This is a genomic window from Lactococcus sp. KTH0-1S (assembly GCF_052544945.1).
Map to the genome: position 1 here is coordinate 653,229 of NZ_CP195165.1, position 24,086 is coordinate 677,314.

Below are 24,086 nucleotides of genomic sequence, written 5' to 3' on the forward strand. Positions count from 1 at the left end.
TCTTAGACATAATTGAATGACCTAGTCTTATAACTATACTGACAATAGAAACATTAACAAATCTAAAACAGTCTTAATTCTATCTTGAGAAAGTATTGGCAATAATATTATTGTCGATAACGCGATCATAATAAACGGCTCTGATTAAATTCTGAAGTTTGTTAGATACAATGATTTCGTTCGAAGGAACTACAAAATAAATTATAAGGAGGCACTCAAAATGAGTACAAAAGATTTTAACTTGGATTTGGTATCTGTTTCGAAGAAAGATTCAGGTGCATCACCACGCATTACAAGTATTTCGCTATGTACACCCGGTTGTAAAACAGGAGCTCTGATGGGTTGTAACATGAAAACAGCAACTTGTAATTGTAGTATTCACGTAAGCAAATAACCAAATCAAAGGATAGTATTTTGTTAGTTCAGACATGGATACTATCCTATTTTTATAAGTTATTTAGGGTTGCTAAATAGCTTATAAAAATAAAGAGAGGAAAAAACATGATAAAAAGTTCATTTAAAGCTCAACCGTTTTTAGTAAGAAATACAATATTATCTCCAAACGATAAACGGAGTTTTACTGAATATACTCAAGTCATTGAGACTGTAAGTAAAAATAAAGTTTTTTTGGAACAGTTACTACTAGCTAATCCTAAACTCTATAATGTTATGCAGAAATATAATGCTGGTCTGTTAAAGAAGAAAAGGGTTAAAAAATTATTTGAATCTATTTACAAGTATTATAAGAGAAGTTATTTACGATCAACTCCATTTGGATTATTTAGTGAAACTTCAATTGGTGTTTTTTCGAAAAGTTCACAGTACAAGTTAATGGGAAAGACTACAAAGGGTATAAGATTGGATACTCAGTGGTTGATTCGCCTAGTTCATAAAATGGAAGTAGATTTCTCAAAAAAGTTATCATTTACTAGAAATAATGCGAATTATAAGTTTGGAGATCGAGTTTTTCAAGTTTATACCATAAATAGTAGTGAGCTTGAAGAAGTAAATATTAAATATACGAATGTTTATCAAATTATTTCTGAATTTTGTGAGAATGACTATCAAAAATATGAAGATATTTGTGAAACTGTAACGCTTTGCTATGGAGACGAATATAGAGAACTATCGGAACAATATCTTGGCAGTCTGATAGTTAATCATTATTTGATCTCTAATTTACAAAAAGATTTGTTGTCAGATTTTTCTTGGGACACTTTTTTGACTAAAGTTGAAGCAATAGATGAAGATAAAAAATATATAATTCCTCTGAAAAAAGTTCAAAAGTTTATTCAAGAATACTCAGAAATAGAAATTGGTGAAGGTATTGAGAAACTGAAAGAAATATATCAGGAAATGTCACAAATTCTTGAGAATGATAATTATATTCAAATTGATTTAATTAGTGATAGTGAAATAAATTTTGATGTTAAACAAAAGCAACAATTAGAACATTTAGCTGAGTTTTTAGGAAATACGACAAAATCTGTAAGAAGAACATATTTGGATGACTATAAGGATAAATTTATCGAAAAATATGGTGTAGATCAAGAAGTACAAATAACAGAATTATTTGATTCTACATTTGGCATAGGAGCTCCATATAATTATAATCATCCTCGAAAAGACTTTTATGAGTCCGAACCGAGTACTCTATACTATTCAGAAGAGGAGAGAGAAAAGTACCTCAGCATGTATATAGAAGCCATTAAAAATCATAATGTAATTAATCTTGACGACTTAGAGTCTCATTACCAAAAAATGGACTTAGAAAAGAAAAGTGAACTTCAAGGGGTAGAATTATTTTTGAATTTGGCAAAGGAGTATGAAAAAGATATTTTTATTTTAGGGGATATCGTTGGAAATAATAATTTGGGAGGGGCATCAGGTAGATTTTCTGCACTCTCTCCGGAGTTAACAAGTTATCATAGAACGATAGTAGATTCTGTCGAAAGAGAAAATGAGAATAAAGAAATTACATCGTGTGAAATAGTATTTCTTCCAGAAAATATCAGACATGCTAACGTTATGCATACATCAATTATGAGGAGGAAAGTACTTCCATTTTTTACAAGTACAAGTCACAATGAAGTTCAGTTAACTAATATCTATATTGGAATAGACGAAAAAGAAAAATTTTATGCACGAGACATTTCAACTCAAGAGGTATTGAAATTCTACATTACAAACATGTACAATAAAACGTTATTCAGTAATGAGCTAAGATTTCTTTACGAAATTTCATTAGATGACAAGTTTGGTAATTTACCTTGGGAACTTATTTACAGGGACTTTGATTATATTCCACGTTTAGTATTTGACGAAATAGTAATATCTCCTGCTAAATGGAAAATTTGGGGAAGGGATGTAAATAATAAGATGACAATAAGAGAACTTATTCAAAGCAAAGAAATTCCCAAAGAGTTTTATATTGTCAATGGAGATAATAAAGTTTATTTATCACAGGAAAACCCATTGGATATGGAAATTTTAGAGTCGGCGATAAAGAAGAGCTCAAAAAGAAAAGATTTTATAGAGCTACAAGAATATTTTGAAGATGAAAATATCATAAATAAAGGACAAAAGGGGAGAGTTGCCGATGTTGTAGTGCCTTTCATTAGAGCGAGAGCATTAGGTAATGAAGGGAGAGCATTTATAAGAGAGAAAAGAGTTTCGGTTGAACGGCGTGAAAAACTGCCCTTTAACGAGTGGCTTTATCTCAAGTTGTACATTTCTATAAATCGTCAAAATGAATTTTTACTGTCTTATCTTCCAGATATTCAGAAAATAGTAGCAAACCTGGGTGGAAATCTATTCTTCCTAAGATATACTGATCCTAAACCACATATTAGATTGCGTATAAAATGTTCAGATTTATTTTTAGCTTACGGATCTATTCTTGAAATCTTAAAAAGGAGTCAGAAAAATAGGATAATGTCAACTTTTGATATTTCTATTTATGATCAAGAAGTAGAAAGATATGGTGGATTTGATACTTTAGAGTTATCCGAAGCAATATTTTGTGCCGATTCTAAAATTATTCCAAATTTGCTTACATTGATAAAAGATACTAATAATGATTGGAAAGTCGATGATGTATCAATCTTGGTGAATTATTTATATCTGAAATGCTTCTTTCAGAATGATAACAAAAAGATTCTTAATTTTTTGAATTTAGTTAGTCCTAAAAAGGTTAAAGAAAATGTCAATGAAAAGATTGAACATTATCTTAAGCTTCTGAAAGTTGATAATCTAGGTGACCAAATTTTTTATGACAAGAATTTTAAAGAATTAAAGCATGCCATAAAAAATTTATTTTTAAAAATGATAGCTCAAGATTTTGAACTTCAGAAAGTTTATTCAATTATTGACAGTATCATTCATGTCCATAATAACCGACTAATTGGTATTGAACGAGATAAAGAGAAATTAATTTATTACACACTTCAAAGGTTGTTTGTTTCGGAAGAATACATGAAATGAGGACTAATAGATGGATGAAGTGAAAGAATTCACATCAAAACAATTTTTTAATACTTTACTTACTCTTCCAAGCACCTTGAAGTTAATTTTTCAGTTGGAAAAACGTTATGCAATTTATTTAATTGTGCTAAATGCTATCACAGCTTTTGTTCCGTTGGCTAGTCTTTTTATTTATCAAGATTTAATAAACTCTGTGCTAGGTTCAGGGAGACATCTTATCTATATTATTATCATCTATTTTATTGTTCAAGTGATAACAACAGTTCTGGGACAGCTGGAAAGTTATGTTAGTGGAAAATTTGATATGCGACTTTCTTACAGTATCAATATGCGCCTCATGAGGACTACCTCATCTCTTGAATTAAGTGATTATGAGCAGGCTGATATGTATAATATCATAGAAAAAGTTACTCAAGACAGCACTTACAAGCCTTTTCAGCTATTTAATGCTATCATTGTTGTGCTTTCATCGTTTATCTCATTGCTATCTAGTCTATTTTTTATTGGAACATGGAACATTGGGGTAGCAATTTTACTCCTTATTGTTCCAGTATTATCTTTGGTACTTTTTCTCAGAGTGGGACAATTAGAGTTTTTAATCCAGTGGCAGAGAGCAAGTTCTGAAAGAGAAACATGGTATATTGTATATTTATTGACTCATGATTTTTCATTTAAAGAAATCAAATTAAATAATATTAGCAATTACTTCATTCATAAATTTGGAAAATTAAAGAAAGGATTTATCAACCAAGATTTAGCTATTGCTCGTAAGAAGACATATTTCAATATTTTTCTTGATTTCATTTTGAATTTGATAAATATTCTTACGATATTTGCTATGATCCTTTCGGTAAGAGCAGGAAAACTTCTTATAGGTAATTTGGTAAGTCTCATACAAGCTATTTCTAAAATCAATACTTATTCTCAAACAATGATTCAAAATATTTACATTATTTATAATACTAGTTTGTTTATGGAACAACTTTTTGAGTTTTTAAAGAGAGAAAGTGTAGTTCACAAAAAAATAGAAGATACTGAAATATGCAATCAAGATATAGGAACTGTTAAAGTAATTAATTTATCATATGTTTACCCTAATTCGAATGCCTTTGCACTAAAGAATATCAATTTATCCTTTGAAAAAGGAGAATTAGCTGCTATTGTAGGAAAAAATGGTTCCGGGAAAAGTACACTAGTAAAGATAATTTCAGGATTATATCAACCAACTATGGGAATAATCCAATACGACAAAATGAGAAGTAGTTTGATGCCTGAGGAGTTTTATCAGAAAAACATATCGGTGCTGTTCCAAGATTTTGTGAAGTATGAGTTAACGATAAGAGAGAATATAGGATTGAGTGATTTGTCTTCTCAATGGGAAGATGAGAAAATTATAAAAGTACTAGATAATTTAGGACTCGATTTTTTGAAAACTAATAATCAATATGTACTTGATACGCAGTTAGGAAATTGGTTTCAAGAAGGGCGTCAACTTTCAGGAGGTCAGTGGCAAAAAATTGCATTAGCAAGGACATTCTTTAAGAAAGCTTCAATTTATATTTTAGATGAACCAAGTGCTGCACTCGATCCTGTAGCTGAAAAAGAAATATTTGATTTTTTTGTTGCTCTTTCGGAAAATAATATTTCAATTTTCATTTCTCATAGTTTGAATGCTGCCAGAAAAGCAAATAAAATCGTGGTTATGAAAGATGGACAGGTCGAAGATGTTGGAAGTCATGATGTCCTTCTGAGAAGATGTCAATACTATCAAGAACTTTATTATTCAGAGCAATATGAGGATAATGATGAATAAAAAAAATATAAAAAGAAATGTTGAAAAAATTATTGCTCAATGGGATGAGAGAACTAGAAAAAATAAAGAAAACTTCGATTTCGGAGAGTTGACTCTCTCTACAGGATTGCCTGGTATAATTTTAATGTTAGCGGAGTTAAAAAATAAAGATAACTCAAAGATATATCAGAAAAAGATAGACAATTATATTGAATATATTGTTAGCAAACTTTCAACATATGGGCTTTTAACAGGATCGCTTTATTCGGGAGCAGCTGGCATTGCATTAAGTATCCTACATTTACGAGAAGATGACGAAAAATATAAGAATCTTCTTGACAGCCTAAATAGATATATCGAATATTTCGTCATAGAAAAAATTGAAGGATTTAATTTGGAAAACATTACTCCTCCTGATTATGACGTGATTGAAGGTTTATCTGGGATACTTTCCTATCTATTATTAATCAACGACGAGCAATATGATGATTTGAAAATACTCATTATCAATTTTTTATCAAATCTGACTAAAGAAAACAAAGGACTAATATCGCTTTACATCAAATCGGAGAATCAGATGTCTCAATCAGAAAGTGAGATGTATCCACTAGGCTGTTTGAATATGGGATTAGCACATGGACTTGCTGGAGCGGGCTGTATCTTAGCTTATGCCCACATAAAAGGATATAGTAATGAAGCCTCATTGTCAGCTTTGCAAAAAATTATTTTTATTTATGAAAAGTTTGAACTTGAAAGGAAAAATCAGTTTCTATGGAAAGATGGACTTGTAGCAGATGAATTAAAAAAAGAGAAAGTAATTAGGGAAGCAAGTTTCATTAGAGATGCATGGTGCTATGGAGGTCCAGGTATTAGTCTGCTATACTTATACGGAGGATTAGCACTGGATAATGACTATTTTGTAGATAAAGCAGAAAAAATATTAGAGTCAGCTATGCAAAGAAAACTTGGTATTGATTCATATATGATTTGCCATGGCTATTCTGGTTTAATAGAAATTTGTTCTTTATTTAAGCGACTATTAAATACAAAAAAGTTTGATTCATACATAGAAGAATTTAATGTTAATAGTGAGCAAATTCTTGAAGAATACGGAGATGAAAGTGGCACGGGTTTTCTTGAAGGAATAAGTGGCTGTATACTGGTATTATCGAAATTTGAATATTCAATCAATTTTACTTATTGGAGACAAGCACTGTTACTTTTTGATGATTTTTTGAAAGGAGGGAAGAGGAAATGAGAAAATATTTAATACTTATTGTGGCCTTAATAGGGATAACAGGTTTATCAGGGTGTTATCAAACAAGTCAAAAAAAGGTGAGGTTTGACGAAGGAAGTTATACTAATTTTATTTATGATAATAAATCGTATTTCGTAACTGATAAGGAGATTCCTCAGGAGAACGTTAACAATTCCAAAGTAAAATTTTATAACCTGTTGATTGTTGACATGAAAAGTGAGAAACTTTTATCAAGTAGCAACAAAAATAGTGTGACTTTGGTCTTAAATAATATTTATGAGGCTTCTGACAAGTCGCTATGTATGGGTATTAACGACAGATACTATAAGATACTTCCAGAAAGTGATAAGGGGGCGGTCAAAGCTTTGAGATTACAAAACTTTGATGTGACAAGCGATATTTCTGATGATAATTTTGTTATTGATAAAAATGATTCACGAAAAATTGACTATATGGGAAATATTTACAGTATATCGGACACCACCGTATCTGATGAAGAATTGGGAGAATATCAGGATGTTTTAGCTGAAGTACGTGTGTTTGATTCAGTTAGTGGCAAAAGTATCCCGAGGTCTGAATGGGGGAGAATTGATAAGGATGGTTCAAATTCTAAACAGAGTAGGACGGAATGGGATTATGGCGAAATCCATTCTATTAGAGGAAAATCTCTTACTGAAGCATTTGCCGTTGAGATAAATGATGATTTTAAGCTTGCAACGAAGGTAGGAAACTAGAGTGAAAAAAATACTAGGTTTCCTTTTTATCGTTTGTTCGTTGGGTTTATCAGCAACTGTGCATGGGGAGACAACAAATTCACAACAGTTACTCTCAAATAATATTAATACGGAATTAATTAATCATAATTCTAATGCAATTTTATCTTCAACAGAGGGATCAACGACTGATTCGATTAATCTAGGGGAGCAGTTACCTACAGTAAAATCGACAACAAGGACTGAATTGGATGTAACTGGTGCTGCTAAAACTTTATTACAGACATCAGCTGTTCAAAAAGAAATGAAAGTTTCGTTGCAAGAAACTCAAGTTAGTTCTGAATTCAGTAAGAGAGATAGCGTTACAAATAAAGAAGCAGTTCCAGTATCTAAGGATGAGCTACTTGAGCAAAGTGAAGTAGTCGTTTCAACATCATCGATTCAAAAAAATAAAATCCTCGATAATAAGAAGAATAGAGCTAACTTTGTTACTTCCTCTCAGCTTATTAAGGAAAAACCATCAAATTCTAAAGATGCATCTGGTGTAATTGATAATTTTGCTTCTCCTCTATCTTATCGTAAAGCTAAGGAAGTGGTATCTCTTAGACAACCTTTAAAAAATCAAAAAGTAGAGGCGCAACCTCTATTGATAAGTAATTCTTCTGAAAAGAAAGCAAGTGTTTATACAAATTCACATGATTTTTGGGATTATCAGTGGGATATGAAATATGTGACAAATAATGGAGAAAGCTATGCGCTCTACCAGCCCTCAAAGAAAATTTCTGTTGGAATTATTGATTCAGGAATCATGGAAGAACATCCTGATTTGTCAAATAGTTTAGGAAATTATTTTAAAAATCTTGTTCCTAAGGGAGGGTTTGATAATGAAGAACCTGATGAAACTGGAAATCCAAGTGATATTGTGGACAAAATGGGACACGGGACGGAAGTCGCAGGTCAGATTACAGCAAATGGTAATATTTTAGGAGTAGCACCAGGGATTACTGTAAATATATACAGAGTATTTGGTGAAAATCTTTCGAAATCGGAATGGGTAGCTAGAGCAATAAGAAGAGCTGCGGATGATGGAAACAAGGTCATCAATATAAGTGCTGGACAGTATCTTATGATTTCAGGATCGTATGATGATGGAACAAATGATTATCAAGAGTATCTTAATTATAAGTCAGCAATAAATTATGCAACAGCAAAAGGAAGTATTGTTGTCGCAGCTCTTGGTAATGATAGTTTAAACATACAAGATAACCAAACAATGATAAACTTTCTTAAGCGTTTCAGAAGTATAAAGGTTCCGGGAAAAGTTGTAGATGCACCGAGTGTATTTGAGGATGTAATAGCCGTAGGTGGAATAGATGGTTATGGTAATATTTCTGATTTTAGTAATATTGGAGCGGATGCAATTTATGCTCCTGCTGGCACAACGGCCAATTTTAAAAAATATGGGCAAGATAAATTTGTCAGTCAGGGTTATTATTTGAAAGATTGGCTTTTTACAACTACTAATACTGGCTGGTACCAATATGTTTATGGCAACTCATTTGCTGCTCCTAAAGTATCTGGGGCACTGGCAGTAGTAGTTGATAAATATGGAATAAAGAATCCTAACCAACTAAAAAGGTTTCTTCTAATGAATTCTCCAGAAGTTAATGGGAATAGAGTATTGAATATTGTTGATTTATTGAATGGGAAAAATAAAGCTTTTAGCTTAGATACAGATAAAGGTCAGGATGATGCTATTAACCATAAATCGATGGAGAATCTTAAAGAGTCTAGGGATACAATGAAACAGGAACAAGATAAAGAAATTCAAAGAAATACAAATAACAATTTTTCTATCAAAAATGATTTTCATAACATTTCAAAAGAAGTAATTTCAGTTGATTATAATATTAATCAAAAAATGGCTAATAATCGAAATTCGAGAGGTGCTGTTTCTGTACGAAGTCAAGAAATTTTACCTGTTACTGGAGATGGAGAAGATTTTTTACCTGCTTTAGGTATAGTGTGTATCTCAATCCTTGGTATATTGAAAAGAAAGACTAAAAATTGATAGATTATATTTCTTCAGAATGAATGGTATAATGAAGTAATGAGTACTAAACAATCGGAGGTAAAGTGGTGTATAAAATTTTAATAGTTGATGATGATCAGGAAATTTTAAAATTAATGAAGACAGCATTAGAAATGAGAAACTATGAAGTTGCGACGCATCAAAACATTTCACTTCCCTTGGATATTACTGATTTTCAGGGATTTGATTTGATTTTGTTAGATATCATGATGTCAAATATTGAAGGGACAGAAATTTGTAAAAGGATTCGCAGAGAAATATCAACTCCAATTATCTTTGTTAGTGCGAAAGATACAGAAGAGGATATTATAAATGGCTTAGGTATTGGTGGGGATGACTATATTACTAAGCCTTTTAGCCTTAAACAGTTGGTTGCAAAAGTGGAAGCAAATATAAAGCGAGAGGAACGCAATAAACATGCAGTTCATGTTTTTTCAGAGATTCGTAGAGATTTAGGACCAATTACATTTTATTTAGAAGAAAGGCGAGTCTGTGTCAATGGTCAAACAATTCCACTGACTTGTCGTGAATATGATATTCTTGAATTACTATCACAACGAACTTCTAAAGTTTATACGAGAGAGGATATTTATGATGACGTATATGATGAATATTCTAATGCACTTTTTCGGTCAATCTCGGAGTATATTTATCAGATTAGGAGTAAGTTTGCACCATACGATATTAATCCGATAAAAACGGTTCGGGGACTTGGGTATCAGTGGCATGGGTAAAAAATATTCAATGCGTCGACGGATATGGCAAGCTGTCATTGAAATTATCATAGGTACTTGTCTACTTATCCTGTTGTTACTGGGCTTGACTTTCTTTCTACGACAAATTGGACAAATCAGTGGTTCAGAAACTATTCGTTTATCTTTAGATTCAGATAATTTAACTATTTCTGATATCGAACGTGATATGAAACACTACCCATATGATTATATTATTTTTGACAATGATACAAGTAAAATTTTGGGAGGACATTATGTCAAGTCGGATGTACCTAGTTTTGTAGCTTCAAAACAGTCTTCACATAATATTACAGAAGGAGAAATTACTTATACTTATTCAAGCAATAAGCATTTTTCAGTTGTTTTAAGACAAAACAGTATGCCAGAATTTACAAATCATACGCTTCGTTCAATTTCTTATAATCAATTTACTTACCTTTTCTTTTTTCTTGGTGAAATAATACTCATTATTTTTTCTGTCTATCATCTCATTAGAGAATTTTCTAAGAATTTTCAAGCCGTTCAAAAGATTGCATTGAAGATGGGGGAAATAACTACTTTTCCTGAACAAGAGGAATCAAAAATTATTGAATTTGATCAGGTTCTGAATAACTTATATTCGAAAAGTAAGGAGTTAGCTTTCCTTATTGAAGCGGAGCGTCATGAAAAGCATGATTTATCCTTCCAGGTTGCTGCACTTTCACATGATGTTAAGACACCTTTAACAGTATTAAAAGGAAATATTGAACTGCTAGAGATGACTGTAGTAAATGAACAACAAGCTGATTTTATTGAGTCAATGAAAAATAGTTTAACTGTTTTTGACAAGTATTTTAACACAATGATTAGTTATACAAAACTTTTGAATGATGAAAATGATTACAAAGCGAGAATCTCCCTGGAGGATTTTTTGATAGATTTATCAGTTGAGTTGGAAGAGTTGTCAACAACTTATCAAGTGGATTATCAGCTAGTTAAAAAAACAGATTTAACCACTTTTTACGGAAATACATTAGCTTTAAGTCGAGCACTTATCAATATCTTTGTTAATGCCTGTCAGTATGCTAAAGAGGGTGAAAAAATAGTTAGTTTGAGTATTTATGATGATGAAAAATATCTCTATTTTGAAATCTGGAATAATGGTCATCCTTTTTCTGAACAAGCAAAAAAAAATGCTGGAAAACTATTTTTCACAGAAGATACTGGACGTAGTGGGAAACACTATGGGATTGGACTATCTTTTGCTCAAGGTGTAGCTTTAAAACATCAAGGAAACTTAATTCTCAGTAATCCTCAAAAAGGTGGGGCAGAAGTTATCCTAAAAATAAAAAAGTAATTTAGTAATCTCTAAGGATTACTTTTTTTGTTTCTGAATAGATTCTGAAAATTGTTTTATATACTTTTTTTAAACATAAAATAAAGTGAGGAAATATAATGCAGGTAAAAATTCAAAATCTTTCTAAAACATATAAAGAAAAGCAGGTGCTACAAGATATCAGTTTTGATATTAAATCTGGAACAGTCTGTGGTTTATTAGGAGTTAACGGTGCAGGAAAATCAACTTTGATGAAAATTTTGTTTGGTTTAATTTCTGCAGATACTGGAAAAATTTTTTTTGATGGACAAGAAAAGACAAATAATCAACTTGGAGCCTTAATCGAGGCTCCAGCAATATATATGAATTTATCTGCTTTCGATAATCTTAAAACTAAGGCTTTGCTTTTTGGAATTTCAGATAAGAGAATTCATGAAACTCTAGAAGTGATTGGTTTGGCAGAAACAGGAAAGAAAAGAGCAGGAAAATTCTCTTTAGGGATGAAACAACGTTTGGGAATTGGTATGGCTATTCTTACAGAACCTCAATTTTTAATTCTTGATGAACCTACTAATGGTTTGGATCCTGATGGTATTGCGGAGTTGTTAAACTTAATCTTAAAACTTAAAGCTAAAGGTGTGACAATCTTGATTTCTAGTCATCAGTTACACGAAATAAGTAAAGTAGCTAGTCAAATTATTATTTTGAACAAAGGTAAGATTCGTTATAATCATGCGAACAATAAAGAAGACGACATTGAACAGTTATTCTTTAAGATTGTGCATGGAGGAATGTGATATGAAAAGAATAATAGCATCAGAAGCAATAAAATTAAAAAAATCAGGAACTCTTAGATTGGTATTAATTATCCCTTTTGTGACTCTATTTATAGCATTTCTTATGGGTGGAATACAGATTTTTAGTGTTTTTTCAATTTATTGGTGGGAAGCTGGTTTTTTATTCCTTTTGATGAGTTTGCTTTTTCTTTATGATAAAAAATCAGAGGAGCAAGCTGGAAATTTTCAAAATGTGAAATGGAAAAAGCTGAGTTGGAAAATTCATTTGGCCAAAATGTTGTTGATTTGGCTAAGAGGTATACTAGCGAGCATAGTCTTGATTATTTTGCTTTATTTGGTTGCTTTTGTGTTTCAAGGTATTGTAGTGGTGGATTTTATGAAAGTAAGTGTGGCATTGATTGCTATATTACTAGCAGCTTCTTGGAATTTACCCTTTATATACTTGATTTTCAAGTGGATTAATACCTACGTATTGTTAGCTGCGAATACCTTGATTTGTTTAATTGTTGCCCCTTTTGTTGCACAAACTCCAGTATGGTTCTTGCTACCATACACTTATCACTATAAAGTTACAGAAAGTTTGTTAAATATCAAACCATCAGGAGATTTGTTAACAGGGAAGATAAATTTCAGTATTTGGGAAGTTTTATTACCAGTTGGACTTTCCATAGTTGTAACGATAGGAGTTTCGTATTTACTTAAAGGAGTGATAGAACATGATAAGAAGTGAATGTCTCAAATTAAAAAATAGCTTAGGGTTTTATTTAGTTTTTCTCTTTACTTTATTAGAGCTTTTAACGGTTCCTATTTATTTAGCTTTTGGAAGAAGTCATGTTTCAATGACTGATTTGTCGCTCATGATTTTTTTGTTTTTTCCGTTACTGGTTACAATTTTGTCTATTCTAATCTTTGAACAGGAGAGTCTGGCCAATCATTTCCAAGAAATAAATGTAAATAAAAAAAGTAGCAGAATTTGGTTATCAAAGCTAATAGTAGTGGATTTCCTTTTGTTCTTTCCATCAGCAATGATCTGGATAATTACGGGAGTTTCACAGGCAGTAGGGCAACAAGGAATGATGATCGCAACAGCTAGCTGGTTGATGGCAATTTTTCTTAATCATTTTCATCTTTTATTGACTTTTATAATCAATCGAGGAGGGAGCATGATTATCGCGATTATTGAAATATTACTCATTATTTTTGCCAGTAATAAAGTTTTATTAGCAGCTTATTGGTGTCCTATTGCTTTACCTGTTAATTTTATGATAACTGGGCGGTGTGCTTATCTGATAGCTGCCGTAGGGTGGATTGTTTTATCCACAATAATTCTTGTGGCATTATCTAAAAAAAAGATTAGATAAAGTATTTTTTCTTATGGTAATTCGACCTAATATGTTTTTGCTATTTATCTCTTATTTCTGTCTATAGTAATTTATTCAAAGTACCTTTAGACTCATAAGTTTGAATAAAATTTCTATCAATATGTGACAGTTCTTACTCTAAGAATAATGTTTTCGTCGTTAGTTTTCTTTTCTCAGTAATTTTTTATAAAGTGGTTTCCTATCGACTTACACTTTTTCTTTTGGAGTTATTGGTGTCAAGCTCATGAGAGATTCTTTAAAGCATATAACATTTTTAAACTGATATGCCAGTTATTTGTGAAGAATATGAGTTTCTATATAAAAGAGAAAATTAAACAATAAAAAATCCAAGTATAAATACTTGGATTTTTTATTATTTTTGATAGACATATAAAGTGCATTTTAACCTAGAATTAAAAGATGTATCGTTGATAATAATAAAATGAACCAAAGCAAAACTATACAGCAACTACTTTATCATAAGCCTACTGTAAATTTACAGTAGGTTTTTGTAGTTGAAAATATTAAATCAAATTTACATATAAATCTTAGAGGCATAAATATTTATTATTCAACTAGTTTTTTCAATCAATAGCATACAAACTATTTTATTTTATATCCTATATTTTTAAGATTGGAAAAATGTAGCGAAAGAAAGCTTAAAAGTAAACTCTATCTTTTATTATATAAAATAGCCAGCAAAAATTTTTACAATTATAATATTAACAAAAAGTTTTCATTGTGGTATAGACTTTGCTTTTTAATATTTTTATGGATTCATAAAGATAAAATGTTAAATAAATTTTAATCAAGATAGTAAATTATAGGAATTTTTTGAAATATAAGTTAGTAGAAGCCAAAAATATAAACTAATAATAAATAAAATTATTTAAATTGACCAAAAATTTATTATATTATAAAAAATAAATAATTTACAAATTGGTATAATACAGATAAAGGCTTTTAAAGTACATAGTTATAGTATCTATTTTTATAGTTGTAAAGTAATTTTACAATTTATATTTTAATTGAAAATAACAATTATAATAATGAGCAGAAGTTACTTAAATATTCATCCCAATGTAAAAGTAAAGATATAGGAGAATGTGTAGATGCAAGACTATAATGATTTATTTTATCTTATTTATCAACCAATAGTAAATATTAAAAATAATGGAACATTAGAAATTTTAGAATATGAGGTTCTACTTCGATCTCAGGATAAAAGGCGTTTTCCAAATAAGGAATTTAATGAAATTTTATTTTCACCTGAAAAACACCAAATGTTTATGAAGTGGTATTTTGAAAAACTTAATGATATCTTAGTTAGAAATAAAAATATTAATTTGGCTATAAACATTGATCCCTTACAATGGAAGGAACCTATAATTTTTGATTTTTTTTATAAGTTAAAAGAGTTTTCAAATAGAATAAAAATTGAGTTAACTGAACATAGAAATTTTTTAGAATTTGATCTTGATATGGTATTCAAATCAAGATATGCTGAATTAGTTATGCTTGGATATAATTTTGTAATTGATGATGTCGGGAATGGAACAAATGATATAGACTTTGTCATCAAACATATAGAACAAGTTTCTAGTATAAAATTTTCCATATTGCCTTTTCGAGATATAAAAAAAGAAACTTTAATATTATTTATTGAAGCATGGTTTCATTTGGCGAAAGAATTTGATAAGGAATTTGTGGTTGAAGGTATTGAGTGTAAAATATTTTCCTCATGCTTATTAAATATGGGGATAAGACTACAACAGGGATTTCTATTTGGTGAAGGTAAAAGTCATGTTGCTTTAAGTAAATAAAAAGATTTTTTTAATTTTGTATTTATAAATTTAGGGAGTGTTGAATGTTTATTAGTATTTTAGCAAATATGAGCATTTTATTAGTTTCTCTTTATGGTTACTTAAGCTATTATGTGAATTATAACAAGTTTCATTCTTTTTTGAAAGACAAGGGAACTTTTTTTAATTCAATTTTTGTAACTATTGTAGGGATTTTTTTATTGTACTTTGCAATTGAAATTGGTGGTGCTAGATATGATTTAAGATTTCTTTTATTAGCATTTACTGTTAAATATTTTGGAAATAAAGTTACTATAACGAGCACTCTATTATTAATGGTTTTAAGATTATTTTGGGGCATAGATAATCATACACCTATTGCTATTTGTTATAGTGTACTATTGGTATTTACCTTACCCATGCTAAAATATATTGTGAGTAAAATTAATAGTGATATTATTCAACTCTTAATTTTGAATTACTACTGTTTATTAATTGGGAATTTTTTGAATGCTATAATTATTAAAAATCCACTTAGGGACATAAATATTTATCTGCATTTATATGTCATAAGTACGATATTGGTATTTGTCCTTTATTATATGATAAACGATATAAAAAAGATGCAGAAGAAGGCTACTCATGATTACCTAACAAAAATGAAAAATAGAAGTGAATTCCAAGCTAAACTAGAAGTATTACAGAAAAAGAAAAAATTTTTTTCTTTAGCTATTTTGGATATTGATTATTTTAAAGTATTTAATGACTCATTTAATCATTTAGTTGGTGATTTAGTCTTATTAGAAGTGAGCAAAGTTTTATTATCTTTTGAGGGAAATAAAATAAATTGCTACCGTATAGGAGGGGAAGAATTTTCACTCGTCTTTGAAGAAATAAATTTTGTAGAGGTTGAAAATAAATTAGAAAAAATTAGATTAGCAGTTCAAAAAATAGACATCGATGAAATGCTATTGGATGGAGAAGTAAGAGGTATTACTGTTTCCATAGGAGTATCCCATATAAAGATATTCTCAAATATTGAAAATTACATTTCAAGTGCGGATGACGCTTTATATAAAGCTAAGGAAAATGGAAGAAATCAATTAGTGGTAGGTAAGTAATTTTATTATTACTATTAAATCTAGTCAATTTATTTAAAGAGTAAAGGAAAAGCTTTGGAAAATCATTTGTTTTTTATTATAACTTCAATTTTTATTTTATTTATTATTTATTTTTAAAAATATATTAATCAGCTTATACATTATAACTATGACAATATATATTGTTTGGAGAATTCTTTATACGTTACCTCATGGTTCTGCTATAAGTGTTTTACTAGGATTATCACTTTTAATAGCTGAGATAGGTTCTTTTGTTTTATCAATCACATTTTACTTTTTATTTTGGAAAAAAAATACAAAAGAAGATAAGGAATTAGTAGAACTTCACCCCAACTATCCCACAGTAGATATATTTATTGCAACATATAATGAGTCTAGCTCAATATTAAAAAGAACAATCATCGCTTCAAAGAAGGTTAGATATCCTGATTTAAGAAAAGTTGAGATATACGTTCTGGATGATGGAGATAGGGAAGAAATTGCACTCATTGCTAAAGAGCTGAATGTTAAATATATTAGAAGAGATAACAATGAAAATGCAAAAGCTGGAAATTTGAATAATGCTTTAAAGGAAACCAAAGGAGATTTAGTAGTTACATTGGATGCTGATATGGTGCCCAGGGTGGACTTTTTAGAAAAGACGGTAGGATATTTCGAAGATTCAAAAATGGGATTTATTCAAGCACCTCAAACATTCTTTAATAATGATCCTTATCAATTCAATTTTTTTTCTGAAAAAAATCTAAATAATGATCAAGACTTTTTCATGCGTCGTATAGAAAATCAAAAAGATATATATAACTCAGTTATGTATATTGGATCCAATGCTGTTTTTAGAAGAGCAGCTCTCGAAAGCATTGGAGGTTTTTCTACAGGTGTAATAACAGAAGATTTAGCCACCGGAATGTTTATCCAAGCAAAAGGCTGGAAAACTAGATTTGTTAATAAGAATTTGGCAAGTGGTTTAGCTCCTGAAAACTTTTCAGATTTAATTAAGCAGAGAGATCGTTGGTCAAGAGGAAATATTCAAGTAGCAAGAAAGTGGTTGCCGTTAAAAATTAAAGGGTTAAATAAAGTTCAAAAGTTGCTGTATATGGATGGCATTCATTATTGGTTTTCGGGAATATATAAAATGATCTTTATGCTGGCACCTTTATGGTTTGTTCTTTTTGGATTTTACAGTTTGAATGCTAGATTCAGTGGTATATTAACTTTTTGGTTACCATCCTTTATAGCATCTCAGCTTGCATTTAATAGAGTTAGTCAAGGAACTCAAAGTATTTTATTAACAAATATTTATGAAACTGTTATGGCTCCATTCATCAGTTACTCTGTAATTAGTGATGCAGTTTTAAAAAGTAAAAAAGGATTTACAGTTACTAATAAAGGCTATAATACTAATAAAAAATATTATAACTGGCGCTTATCTTTACCACTTTTGATAATACTCTTTTTTTCTATTATTGCACTATGTAAATCAATATTTGTAATTTTTAACATATTACCATTTGAATCTGGGAAAGATGCGATATATATAAATGCATTTTGGTTATTATATAATGTTTTCATTTTAATTTTTGCGGTTTTAGTTCCGTTTGAAAGACCTCGATTTAGAAAATCAGAAAGATTTCTAAGCTCTAAAGAAGCTCAACTTTTGGATAAAGAGAGTCATTTAATTATAGATTGCAAAGTGATGGACTGGAATGAATTAGGTGCTGGTATAACAATAGAGTGTAATAATAAAATAGAACTAAAGGAAGAGCAAAAGATTATTCTTTCCGTAAATGGCTATGAATTAGAGAGTGTTATCAGGCGAATTATACCAAAAAAAGGCGGAACAAACATAGGGTTAATTTTTACTTCATTAAATTACGAACAATATGCTTATTTAATTACTCAAACATATGCAGTAGCGTCAAGTGAATTACCTATTCGAGAAGAGAAGGGTAACAATATTGGAAAGTTACTATTCGATATTTTCAAAGGCCATTTCATATTAAAAAAGAAATAGTATGTATAATGTTGACATAAAAAAATAGAAAAGTATATAAAATAAAAGGCACTGCAGAATTCAAGCAGTGTCTTTTTGAAGAAGTAAAGTATATTTTTAATCTATACCATAATGTAGCTGAACAGGAAGTTGATATGTAATGTCAATGTTATCTCCATCAATTTTTCGTATGATTAAATCAACTAAGAGTTCTGCTAAATCATTTATTGGTTGCTTTATCGTTGTTAGGTTAGGATAGTAGTTTTCTATAAATTCAGTTCCATCAAAACCTACCACATTAAGTGATTTTTTTAAATTTGAGGCGAGATCTTTTACTAATATAGCTGTTAAATCATCTGTACAAAATACACCATCAAAATCGTTGTTTTCTAGTATTTTTTTGATCTCAACTTTTTTGCGAAGAAGAGTCCATTGAGAAGGAATTTTTATTATATGAGGCTTTAATTGATTTCTTTCTAGCTCAAGCAGATATCCATCACGCCTTAAATATGTAGGAGAATTGGTATTATCGTTCCCAGTAAATATGGCGATTTTTTTACTTCCAGAGTTAATCAAAGCTTTAGTAGCTAGGATTCCTCCCTCAAAATTATCAGAGCTAACAACAGTCGTTTCAGGGGTTAATAAACGGTCAAAAGCAACAATAGGTGCTTCAATTGCTATATAATCATGTGCTTTTAAATTATGACTCCCATAAATAATTCCATCAACTTGGTTAGAAAGTAATAAGGCAAGATAGTCTCGCTCTTTTTGTTCATCATGTTCTGTTGTTGCTAACATAGCTTTGTAACCTCGTTTGAAAAGAGCTTGCTCAATTTTTTCAATCAATTCTGCATAAAAAATATTTTTTATAGTTGGAAATACTAGCCCAATTAATTTTAAAGACTTTCCTTGCAAAGAACGTGCGGCTGCGTTTGGAATATAATGCAAGTCTTGCATTGCTTTTTCTACTTTTGATATTGTTGCGTCACTCAAATATCCTTTACGATTTATAACACGCGAAACTGTCGTTACACTAACCCCAGCTTTATTTGCAACATCTTCAAGTTTAATCACTTTTTTAGCTCCCATAATTTTATTTTTATCGGATTTTGACTTCTAATCGAATACTGATTCTTATTTGGAAATACACGACCTGATAATACTTTTTCACCATCATTAATAAAAATTTCAAAAATTGATTGATCAATAAATACATTCATTTTTTCTATTTTAACATGTGCCAAACGTTTTTCATAATTTCTTATAAGTGTAATAGTATTATTTTCTTTATCTATCTCAACTTTAAGTGCACTATCCCCTTTTTCATTTGTCATTAAAGATAGAAGTGTAGAGGTTTGCTGACGAAAATCGACCTCAAGTTCATAAGAGTTAGATGTAATAATGTTATTATCTGCTAGTAAGAAATCTTGTTCCTTTTGTCTTAATTCTTTCATTTTTTCAACTGGATATTGATACAATTTGTTGTCTTTTATTGAAAGCTTCTTAACCATGGACAAGACACCTTGGACATTGTATTTATCAGTGGGGTATGATGTCTCAGGTAAACCTAGCCATGAAATGGCATAAGCAGAGCCATCAGGTGCATTAAATGACTGCGTAGCATAACAGTCAAAACCTTCATCCAAATTAATTAGTTGTCCTGCATTTTTTAGCTGATTTTTTGAACCAGTAGTAAAGTCATCCGCAATAACATACATATTAGGATATATATTATCATATTTAACAATCGATTTATCTAGTCCTTGTGGACAAAAAACTAATACTGATCTACCATTGACAAATATAAGGTTCGGACATTCAATCATATAACCCATTTTTTCTTTTGAAAAATCTAAGTTTCCCAAATCTTTCCAATCAGTTAAATTATTTTCTATTGCTTTATAAAGTTTGATTATACCATTTTTTTGAGAGCTTTGAGCACCAATTAAGCAATAAATTTGTCCTTGAAACGAAAAAATTTGGGGATCTCGAAAATGGTCGGTTGTTTGAGAAAAATCAGGAAAAATTAGTGGTTCAGTGAATTTGATTAACTGATTATTTTTGTCAACTTTTGCTCCGAGTTGATATGGAGTTCTAACCCAATCTTTGCCTCTGTGATTACCCGTATATATTAAAAATAAGGAGTTTTCAAAAGCTAAAGCGGACCCAGAATAAGCTCCAGCATTATCATATTTTGTATCTGGATAAAGGACTAGCCCTGTTTTCTCAAAGTGGACGAGATCATCTGAGACCAGATGTACCCATGATTTTAAACCATGTACTGGCCCAAAAGGGAAATGTTGGTAGAACAAATGCCATTTTCCATTGAAATAAGAGAATCCATTTGGATCATTAAGAAGTCCAGTTTCTGGTTCAATATGAAAATTTGATTTCCAAGGAGATTTTAGTGCCAGTTTGCGTAAACTCTGTAAATCATTTTCAGAATAACTATCGTAGGTACGATATCGTTGTTTGGTAGACCATTTCATTTTTTTTCCTCATTTACTAAATTATATATATTTATGATAAACGTTTTTTACAAAAAAATCAATATAAATAAGCGCGGAAAAATAAAAAATAAAAAAATATGGCAAACGCTTGACATATATCAGAAAAATGATAAAATAACTTCTGTAAGCGAAATCATTTTATTTGAGGAGAAAATTATGAATCATAAGCAGGTAGCTGAACGCATTTTAAATGCAGTTGGGCGTGATAACATTCAAGGAGCTGCACATTGTGCGACACGACTACGTTTAGTACTAAAAGATACTGGCGTTATTGATCAAGAGGCTCTAGATAATGACCCAGATCTTAAGGGGACTTTTGAAGCAGCTGGTCAATATCAAATTATTGTAGGGCCAGGTGATGTTAACACTGTATACGAAGAATTTATTAAACTTACAGGAATAAGTGAGGCATCAACTGCAGATCTCAAAGAGATCGCAGGAAGTCAAAAAAAACAAAATCCAGTAATGGCACTTGTAAAGCTGCTTTCTGATATTTTTGTTCCTTTGATACCAGCTCTTGTAGCTGGTGGTCTGTTAATGGCTCTTAATAATGCGCTAACAGCTGAACATCTTTTCGCGACGAAATCACTTGTTGAAATGTTTCCTATGTGGAAAGGATTTGCTGATATTGTTAATACTATGAGTGCCGCACCATTTACATTCATGCCAATTTTAATAGGTTATTCTGCCACAAAAAGGTTTGGCGGAAATCCATATTTAGGTGCTGTTATAGGTATGATTATGGTAATGCCTGGGCTTATTAATGGATATAATGTTGCTGAAGCAATTTCTAATCATACAATGACTTATTGGGATATATTTGGTTTTAAAGTTGCTCAGGCTGGATATCAAGGACAAGTTCTTCCTGTAATTGGGGTGGCTTTTATCCTTGCTAAACTTGAGAGATTCTTTCATAAATACCTTAACGATGCTATAGACTTCACATTTACTCCGTTGCTTTCAGTCATCATAACTGGATTTCTCACATTCACTATTGTAGGACCAGCACTTCGTTTTGTATCAAATGGCTTGACAGATGGTTTGGTTGGACTTTATAACACACTAGGAGCACTAGGAATGCTTGTGTTTGGAGGCTTCTACTCCGCAATAGTAGTAACTGGATTACATCAGAGTTTTCCTGCCATTGAAACAATGTTAATCACAAACTATCAACACAGTGGTATTGGTGGAGACTTTATTTTTCCAGTTGCGGCCTGCGCAAATATGGCTCAAGCTGGTGCAACTTTTGCAATTTTATTTGTTACTAAAAACATTAAGACAAAAGCTCTTGCAGCTCCAGCTGGTGTATCTGCCATCCTGGGTATTACTGAACCTGCGTTATTTGGGATTAATTTAAAACTAAAATATCCGTTCTTTATTGCTCTTGGGGCTTCAGCGATTGGTTCATTATTTATGGGATTATTCCATGTCCTTGCGGTTAGTCTAGGATCCGCAGGATTAATTGGCTTTATCTCTATTAAAGCTGGGTATAACTTACAATTTATGATTTCGATATTTATTAGCTTTCTTATTGCTTTTGTTGTTACCTCAATCTATGGTCGGCGGATGGAAGCTAAATCTATTACGAAAGAAAAAAATAAACAGAACGCAACAACTCAATACCAACCTGAGAAAGTTATTATCGATCCAGTTAAAAGTGATGAACTCCTTGCCCCAATAAATGGATTTGTGATTCCTCTGTCTGATGTAAGTGACCCTGTTTTCTCAAAAGAAATTATGGGAAAAGGTATTGCAATCAAGCCTAAATCTGGAGAACTTTTCTCACCAGCCGACGGAGAAGTTATTATTGCTTATGAAACAGGTCACGCTTACGGTATAAAAACAAAAAATGGAGGTGAAGTTCTTTTACATATTGGAATAGATACTGTTTCAATGAATGGTAAGGGATTCATACAAAATGTTAAAGTTGGCCAGAAAGTAAAAGCAGGGGATTTACTAGGATCTTTTGATAAAGAAGAAATCAAGAAGAGTGGATTCGATGATACTGTGATTATTGTTATTACCAATTCAGCAAGTTACAATGAGATTTTGCCATTGAGTGAAAATGTTGATATCAAAGTTGGAGAAAAGATTCTATTATTGAACTAGAGGGAGAGAACTATGTCCGTAAACTATGGATCAATTGAGGCTGGTGGCACAAAATTTGTACTTGCTATTGCAGATGAACATTTTAATATTATAAAAAAATGCAAATTTTCTACTACTACGCCACAAGAAACTATAAGTAAGACGATTAAATATTTTAAAGAAAACCGAGTTTCTGCCATTGGTTTAGGATCATTTGGGCCTATTGATCTAAATCTTTCAAGTAAAACGTATGGTTACATCACTTCGACGCCAAAAGTTGGTTGGAAAAATATAAATTTAGTTGGGCAATTAAAAGAAGCACTTGATATTCCAATATATTTTACTACTGATGTAAACGCATCTGCCTATGGTGAAATGAAAAATACAGGAATAAAAAATCTTGTTTATTTAACAATTGGTACAGGTATTGGAGGGGCAGCAATTCAAAATGGATATTTTATTGGTGGTATTGGGCATTCGGAAATGGGGCACCAGAGAATAAATCGTCATAAAGATGATTTTACTTTTGAGGGAATCTGTCCCTTCCATGGTGATTGTCTTGAAGGAGTTGCGGCGGGTCCGAGTCTTAAAGCAAGGACAGGAATACTTGGGGAAAAAATCCCTTCAGATGACTCTATATGGGATATCTTAAGCTATTATATCGCTCAAGCGGCTATTAATGCAACATTGACATTAGCTCCCGAGTGTGTAATTTTGGGAGGTGGTGTAATGGAAAAATCAAATATGATATCACTTACACAAAAACATTTCATTTCTATGCTTAATAATTATATAGATCTGCCTTGTTCTGTAGAAAAGTATATTCGCTTACCAACTGTCAAAGAAAATGGTTCAGCAACATTAGGAAATTTTTATTTAGCATATTCTTTATTTACAAAAAAATAATTATATAAAATCCATTTATTTCTCGCATGTAGTTCAACAAAATATAATGGTAATTGTAAATATTAAGCCAATATTATAACTATAAAAAAGTTTCAGTTTTTTGTTATCTTTTAACTTTTTGCAA

General features: G+C 30.8%; 18 protein-coding genes. 16 read left to right on the forward strand and 2 right to left on the reverse strand.

Annotated elements, in window-relative coordinates; translation table 11 throughout:
- Positions 1 to 220 precede the first annotated feature (220 nt).
- The 14 genes from ACRYLU_RS03320 to ACRYLU_RS03385 all read left to right on the forward strand — a co-directional run bounded on the left by ACRYLU_RS03320 (position 221) and on the right by ACRYLU_RS03385 (position 18,479).
- Positions 221 to 394: a gallidermin/nisin family lantibiotic gene (locus ACRYLU_RS03320; RefSeq protein ID WP_015425978.1), complete on the forward strand. Its 174-nt coding sequence runs from the start codon at positions 221 to 223 to the stop codon at positions 392 to 394.
- Between the two features lie 107 nt (positions 395 to 501).
- Positions 502 to 3,483 (forward strand): thiopeptide-type bacteriocin biosynthesis protein, encoded by a 2,982-nt coding sequence (locus ACRYLU_RS03325; RefSeq protein WP_445081211.1) that lies wholly within the window; start codon positions 502 to 504, stop codon positions 3,481 to 3,483.
- 10 nt (positions 3,484 to 3,493) lie between these two features.
- Positions 3,494 to 5,296 carry an ABC transporter ATP-binding protein gene (locus ACRYLU_RS03330; RefSeq protein WP_445081212.1) on the forward strand — a complete coding sequence of 601 codons (1,803 nt, stop codon included), beginning with the start codon at positions 3,494 to 3,496 and terminating at the stop codon, positions 5,294 to 5,296.
- On the forward strand, positions 5,286 to 6,533 hold the full coding sequence (locus tag ACRYLU_RS03335) for a lanthionine synthetase C family protein (RefSeq protein WP_235585319.1): 1,248 nt from the start codon (positions 5,286 to 5,288) through the stop codon (positions 6,531 to 6,533). The genes ACRYLU_RS03330 and ACRYLU_RS03335 overlap by 11 nt, the downstream gene beginning before the upstream one ends.
- Complete coding sequence (locus ACRYLU_RS03340) at positions 6,530 to 7,267, forward strand: NisI/SpaI family lantibiotic immunity lipoprotein (RefSeq protein WP_058204581.1); 738 nt, start codon at positions 6,530 to 6,532, stop codon at positions 7,265 to 7,267. The genes ACRYLU_RS03335 and ACRYLU_RS03340 overlap by 4 nt, the downstream gene beginning before the upstream one ends.
- A 1-nt stretch (position 7,268) precedes the next feature.
- Positions 7,269 to 9,317 carry a S8 family peptidase gene (locus ACRYLU_RS03345; protein ID WP_445081213.1) on the forward strand — a complete coding sequence of 683 codons (2,049 nt, stop codon included), beginning with the start codon at positions 7,269 to 7,271 and terminating at the stop codon, positions 9,315 to 9,317.
- 68 nt (positions 9,318 to 9,385) lie between these two features.
- Positions 9,386 to 10,072 carry a response regulator transcription factor gene (locus ACRYLU_RS03350; protein WP_014734918.1) on the forward strand — a complete coding sequence of 229 codons (687 nt, stop codon included), beginning with the start codon at positions 9,386 to 9,388 and terminating at the stop codon, positions 10,070 to 10,072.
- Positions 10,065 to 11,408 (forward strand): HAMP domain-containing histidine kinase, encoded by a 1,344-nt coding sequence (locus ACRYLU_RS03355; RefSeq protein WP_058205262.1) that lies wholly within the window; start codon positions 10,065 to 10,067, stop codon positions 11,406 to 11,408. The genes ACRYLU_RS03350 and ACRYLU_RS03355 overlap by 8 nt, the downstream gene beginning before the upstream one ends.
- A gap of 98 nt (positions 11,409 to 11,506) precedes the next feature.
- A complete protein-coding gene (locus ACRYLU_RS03360; RefSeq protein WP_015425986.1) occupies positions 11,507 to 12,184 on the forward strand; it encodes an ABC transporter ATP-binding protein in 678 nt (225 codons plus the stop codon).
- A 1-nt stretch (position 12,185) separates the two neighbouring features.
- On the forward strand, positions 12,186 to 12,914 hold the full coding sequence (locus ACRYLU_RS03365; RefSeq protein WP_017864241.1) for a lantibiotic ABC transporter permease: 729 nt from the start codon (positions 12,186 to 12,188) through the stop codon (positions 12,912 to 12,914).
- Positions 12,901 to 13,545, forward strand: coding sequence for a transporter (locus tag ACRYLU_RS03370; RefSeq protein WP_017864242.1), 645 nt, complete (start codon positions 12,901 to 12,903; stop codon positions 13,543 to 13,545). The genes ACRYLU_RS03365 and ACRYLU_RS03370 overlap by 14 nt, the downstream gene beginning before the upstream one ends.
- Before the next feature lie 1,112 nt (positions 13,546 to 14,657).
- Positions 14,658 to 15,368 carry an EAL domain-containing protein gene (locus ACRYLU_RS03375; RefSeq protein WP_445081214.1) on the forward strand — a complete coding sequence of 237 codons (711 nt, stop codon included), beginning with the start codon at positions 14,658 to 14,660 and terminating at the stop codon, positions 15,366 to 15,368.
- 44 nt (positions 15,369 to 15,412) lie between these two features.
- Positions 15,413 to 16,468 carry a GGDEF domain-containing protein gene (locus tag ACRYLU_RS03380; RefSeq protein WP_445081215.1) on the forward strand — a complete coding sequence of 352 codons (1,056 nt, stop codon included), beginning with the start codon at positions 15,413 to 15,415 and terminating at the stop codon, positions 16,466 to 16,468.
- A gap of 148 nt (positions 16,469 to 16,616) precedes the next feature.
- Positions 16,617 to 18,479, forward strand: coding sequence for a glycosyltransferase (locus ACRYLU_RS03385; protein ID WP_253954210.1), 1,863 nt, complete (start codon positions 16,617 to 16,619; stop codon positions 18,477 to 18,479).
- Between the two features lie 96 nt (positions 18,480 to 18,575).
- On the opposite strand, the gene ACRYLU_RS03390 is transcribed toward ACRYLU_RS03385, so the two are convergent.
- Positions 18,576 to 19,547: a LacI family DNA-binding transcriptional regulator gene (locus ACRYLU_RS03390; RefSeq protein ID WP_017864246.1), complete on the reverse strand. Its 972-nt coding sequence runs from the start codon at positions 19,545 to 19,547 to the stop codon at positions 18,576 to 18,578.
- The gene (locus tag ACRYLU_RS03395; protein ID WP_058205258.1) at positions 19,529 to 20,947 is read right to left on the reverse strand and encodes a sucrose-6-phosphate hydrolase; all 1,419 of its coding nucleotides are present in this window, start codon (positions 20,945 to 20,947) and stop codon (positions 19,529 to 19,531) included. The genes ACRYLU_RS03390 and ACRYLU_RS03395 overlap by 19 nt, the downstream gene beginning before the upstream one ends.
- Positions 20,948 to 21,124: 177 nt before the next feature.
- On the opposite strand from ACRYLU_RS03395, the gene ACRYLU_RS03400 reads away from it, so the two are divergent.
- The gene (locus tag ACRYLU_RS03400; protein WP_038599697.1) at positions 21,125 to 23,077 is read left to right on the forward strand and encodes a sucrose-specific PTS transporter subunit IIBC; all 1,953 of its coding nucleotides are present in this window, start codon (positions 21,125 to 21,127) and stop codon (positions 23,075 to 23,077) included.
- 12 nt (positions 23,078 to 23,089) lie between these two features.
- Entirely contained in the window at positions 23,090 to 23,962 is an 873-nt protein-coding gene (gene scrK / locus ACRYLU_RS03405) for a fructokinase ScrK (protein ID WP_098394052.1), read from the forward strand.
- Positions 23,963 to 24,086 lie beyond the last annotated feature (124 nt).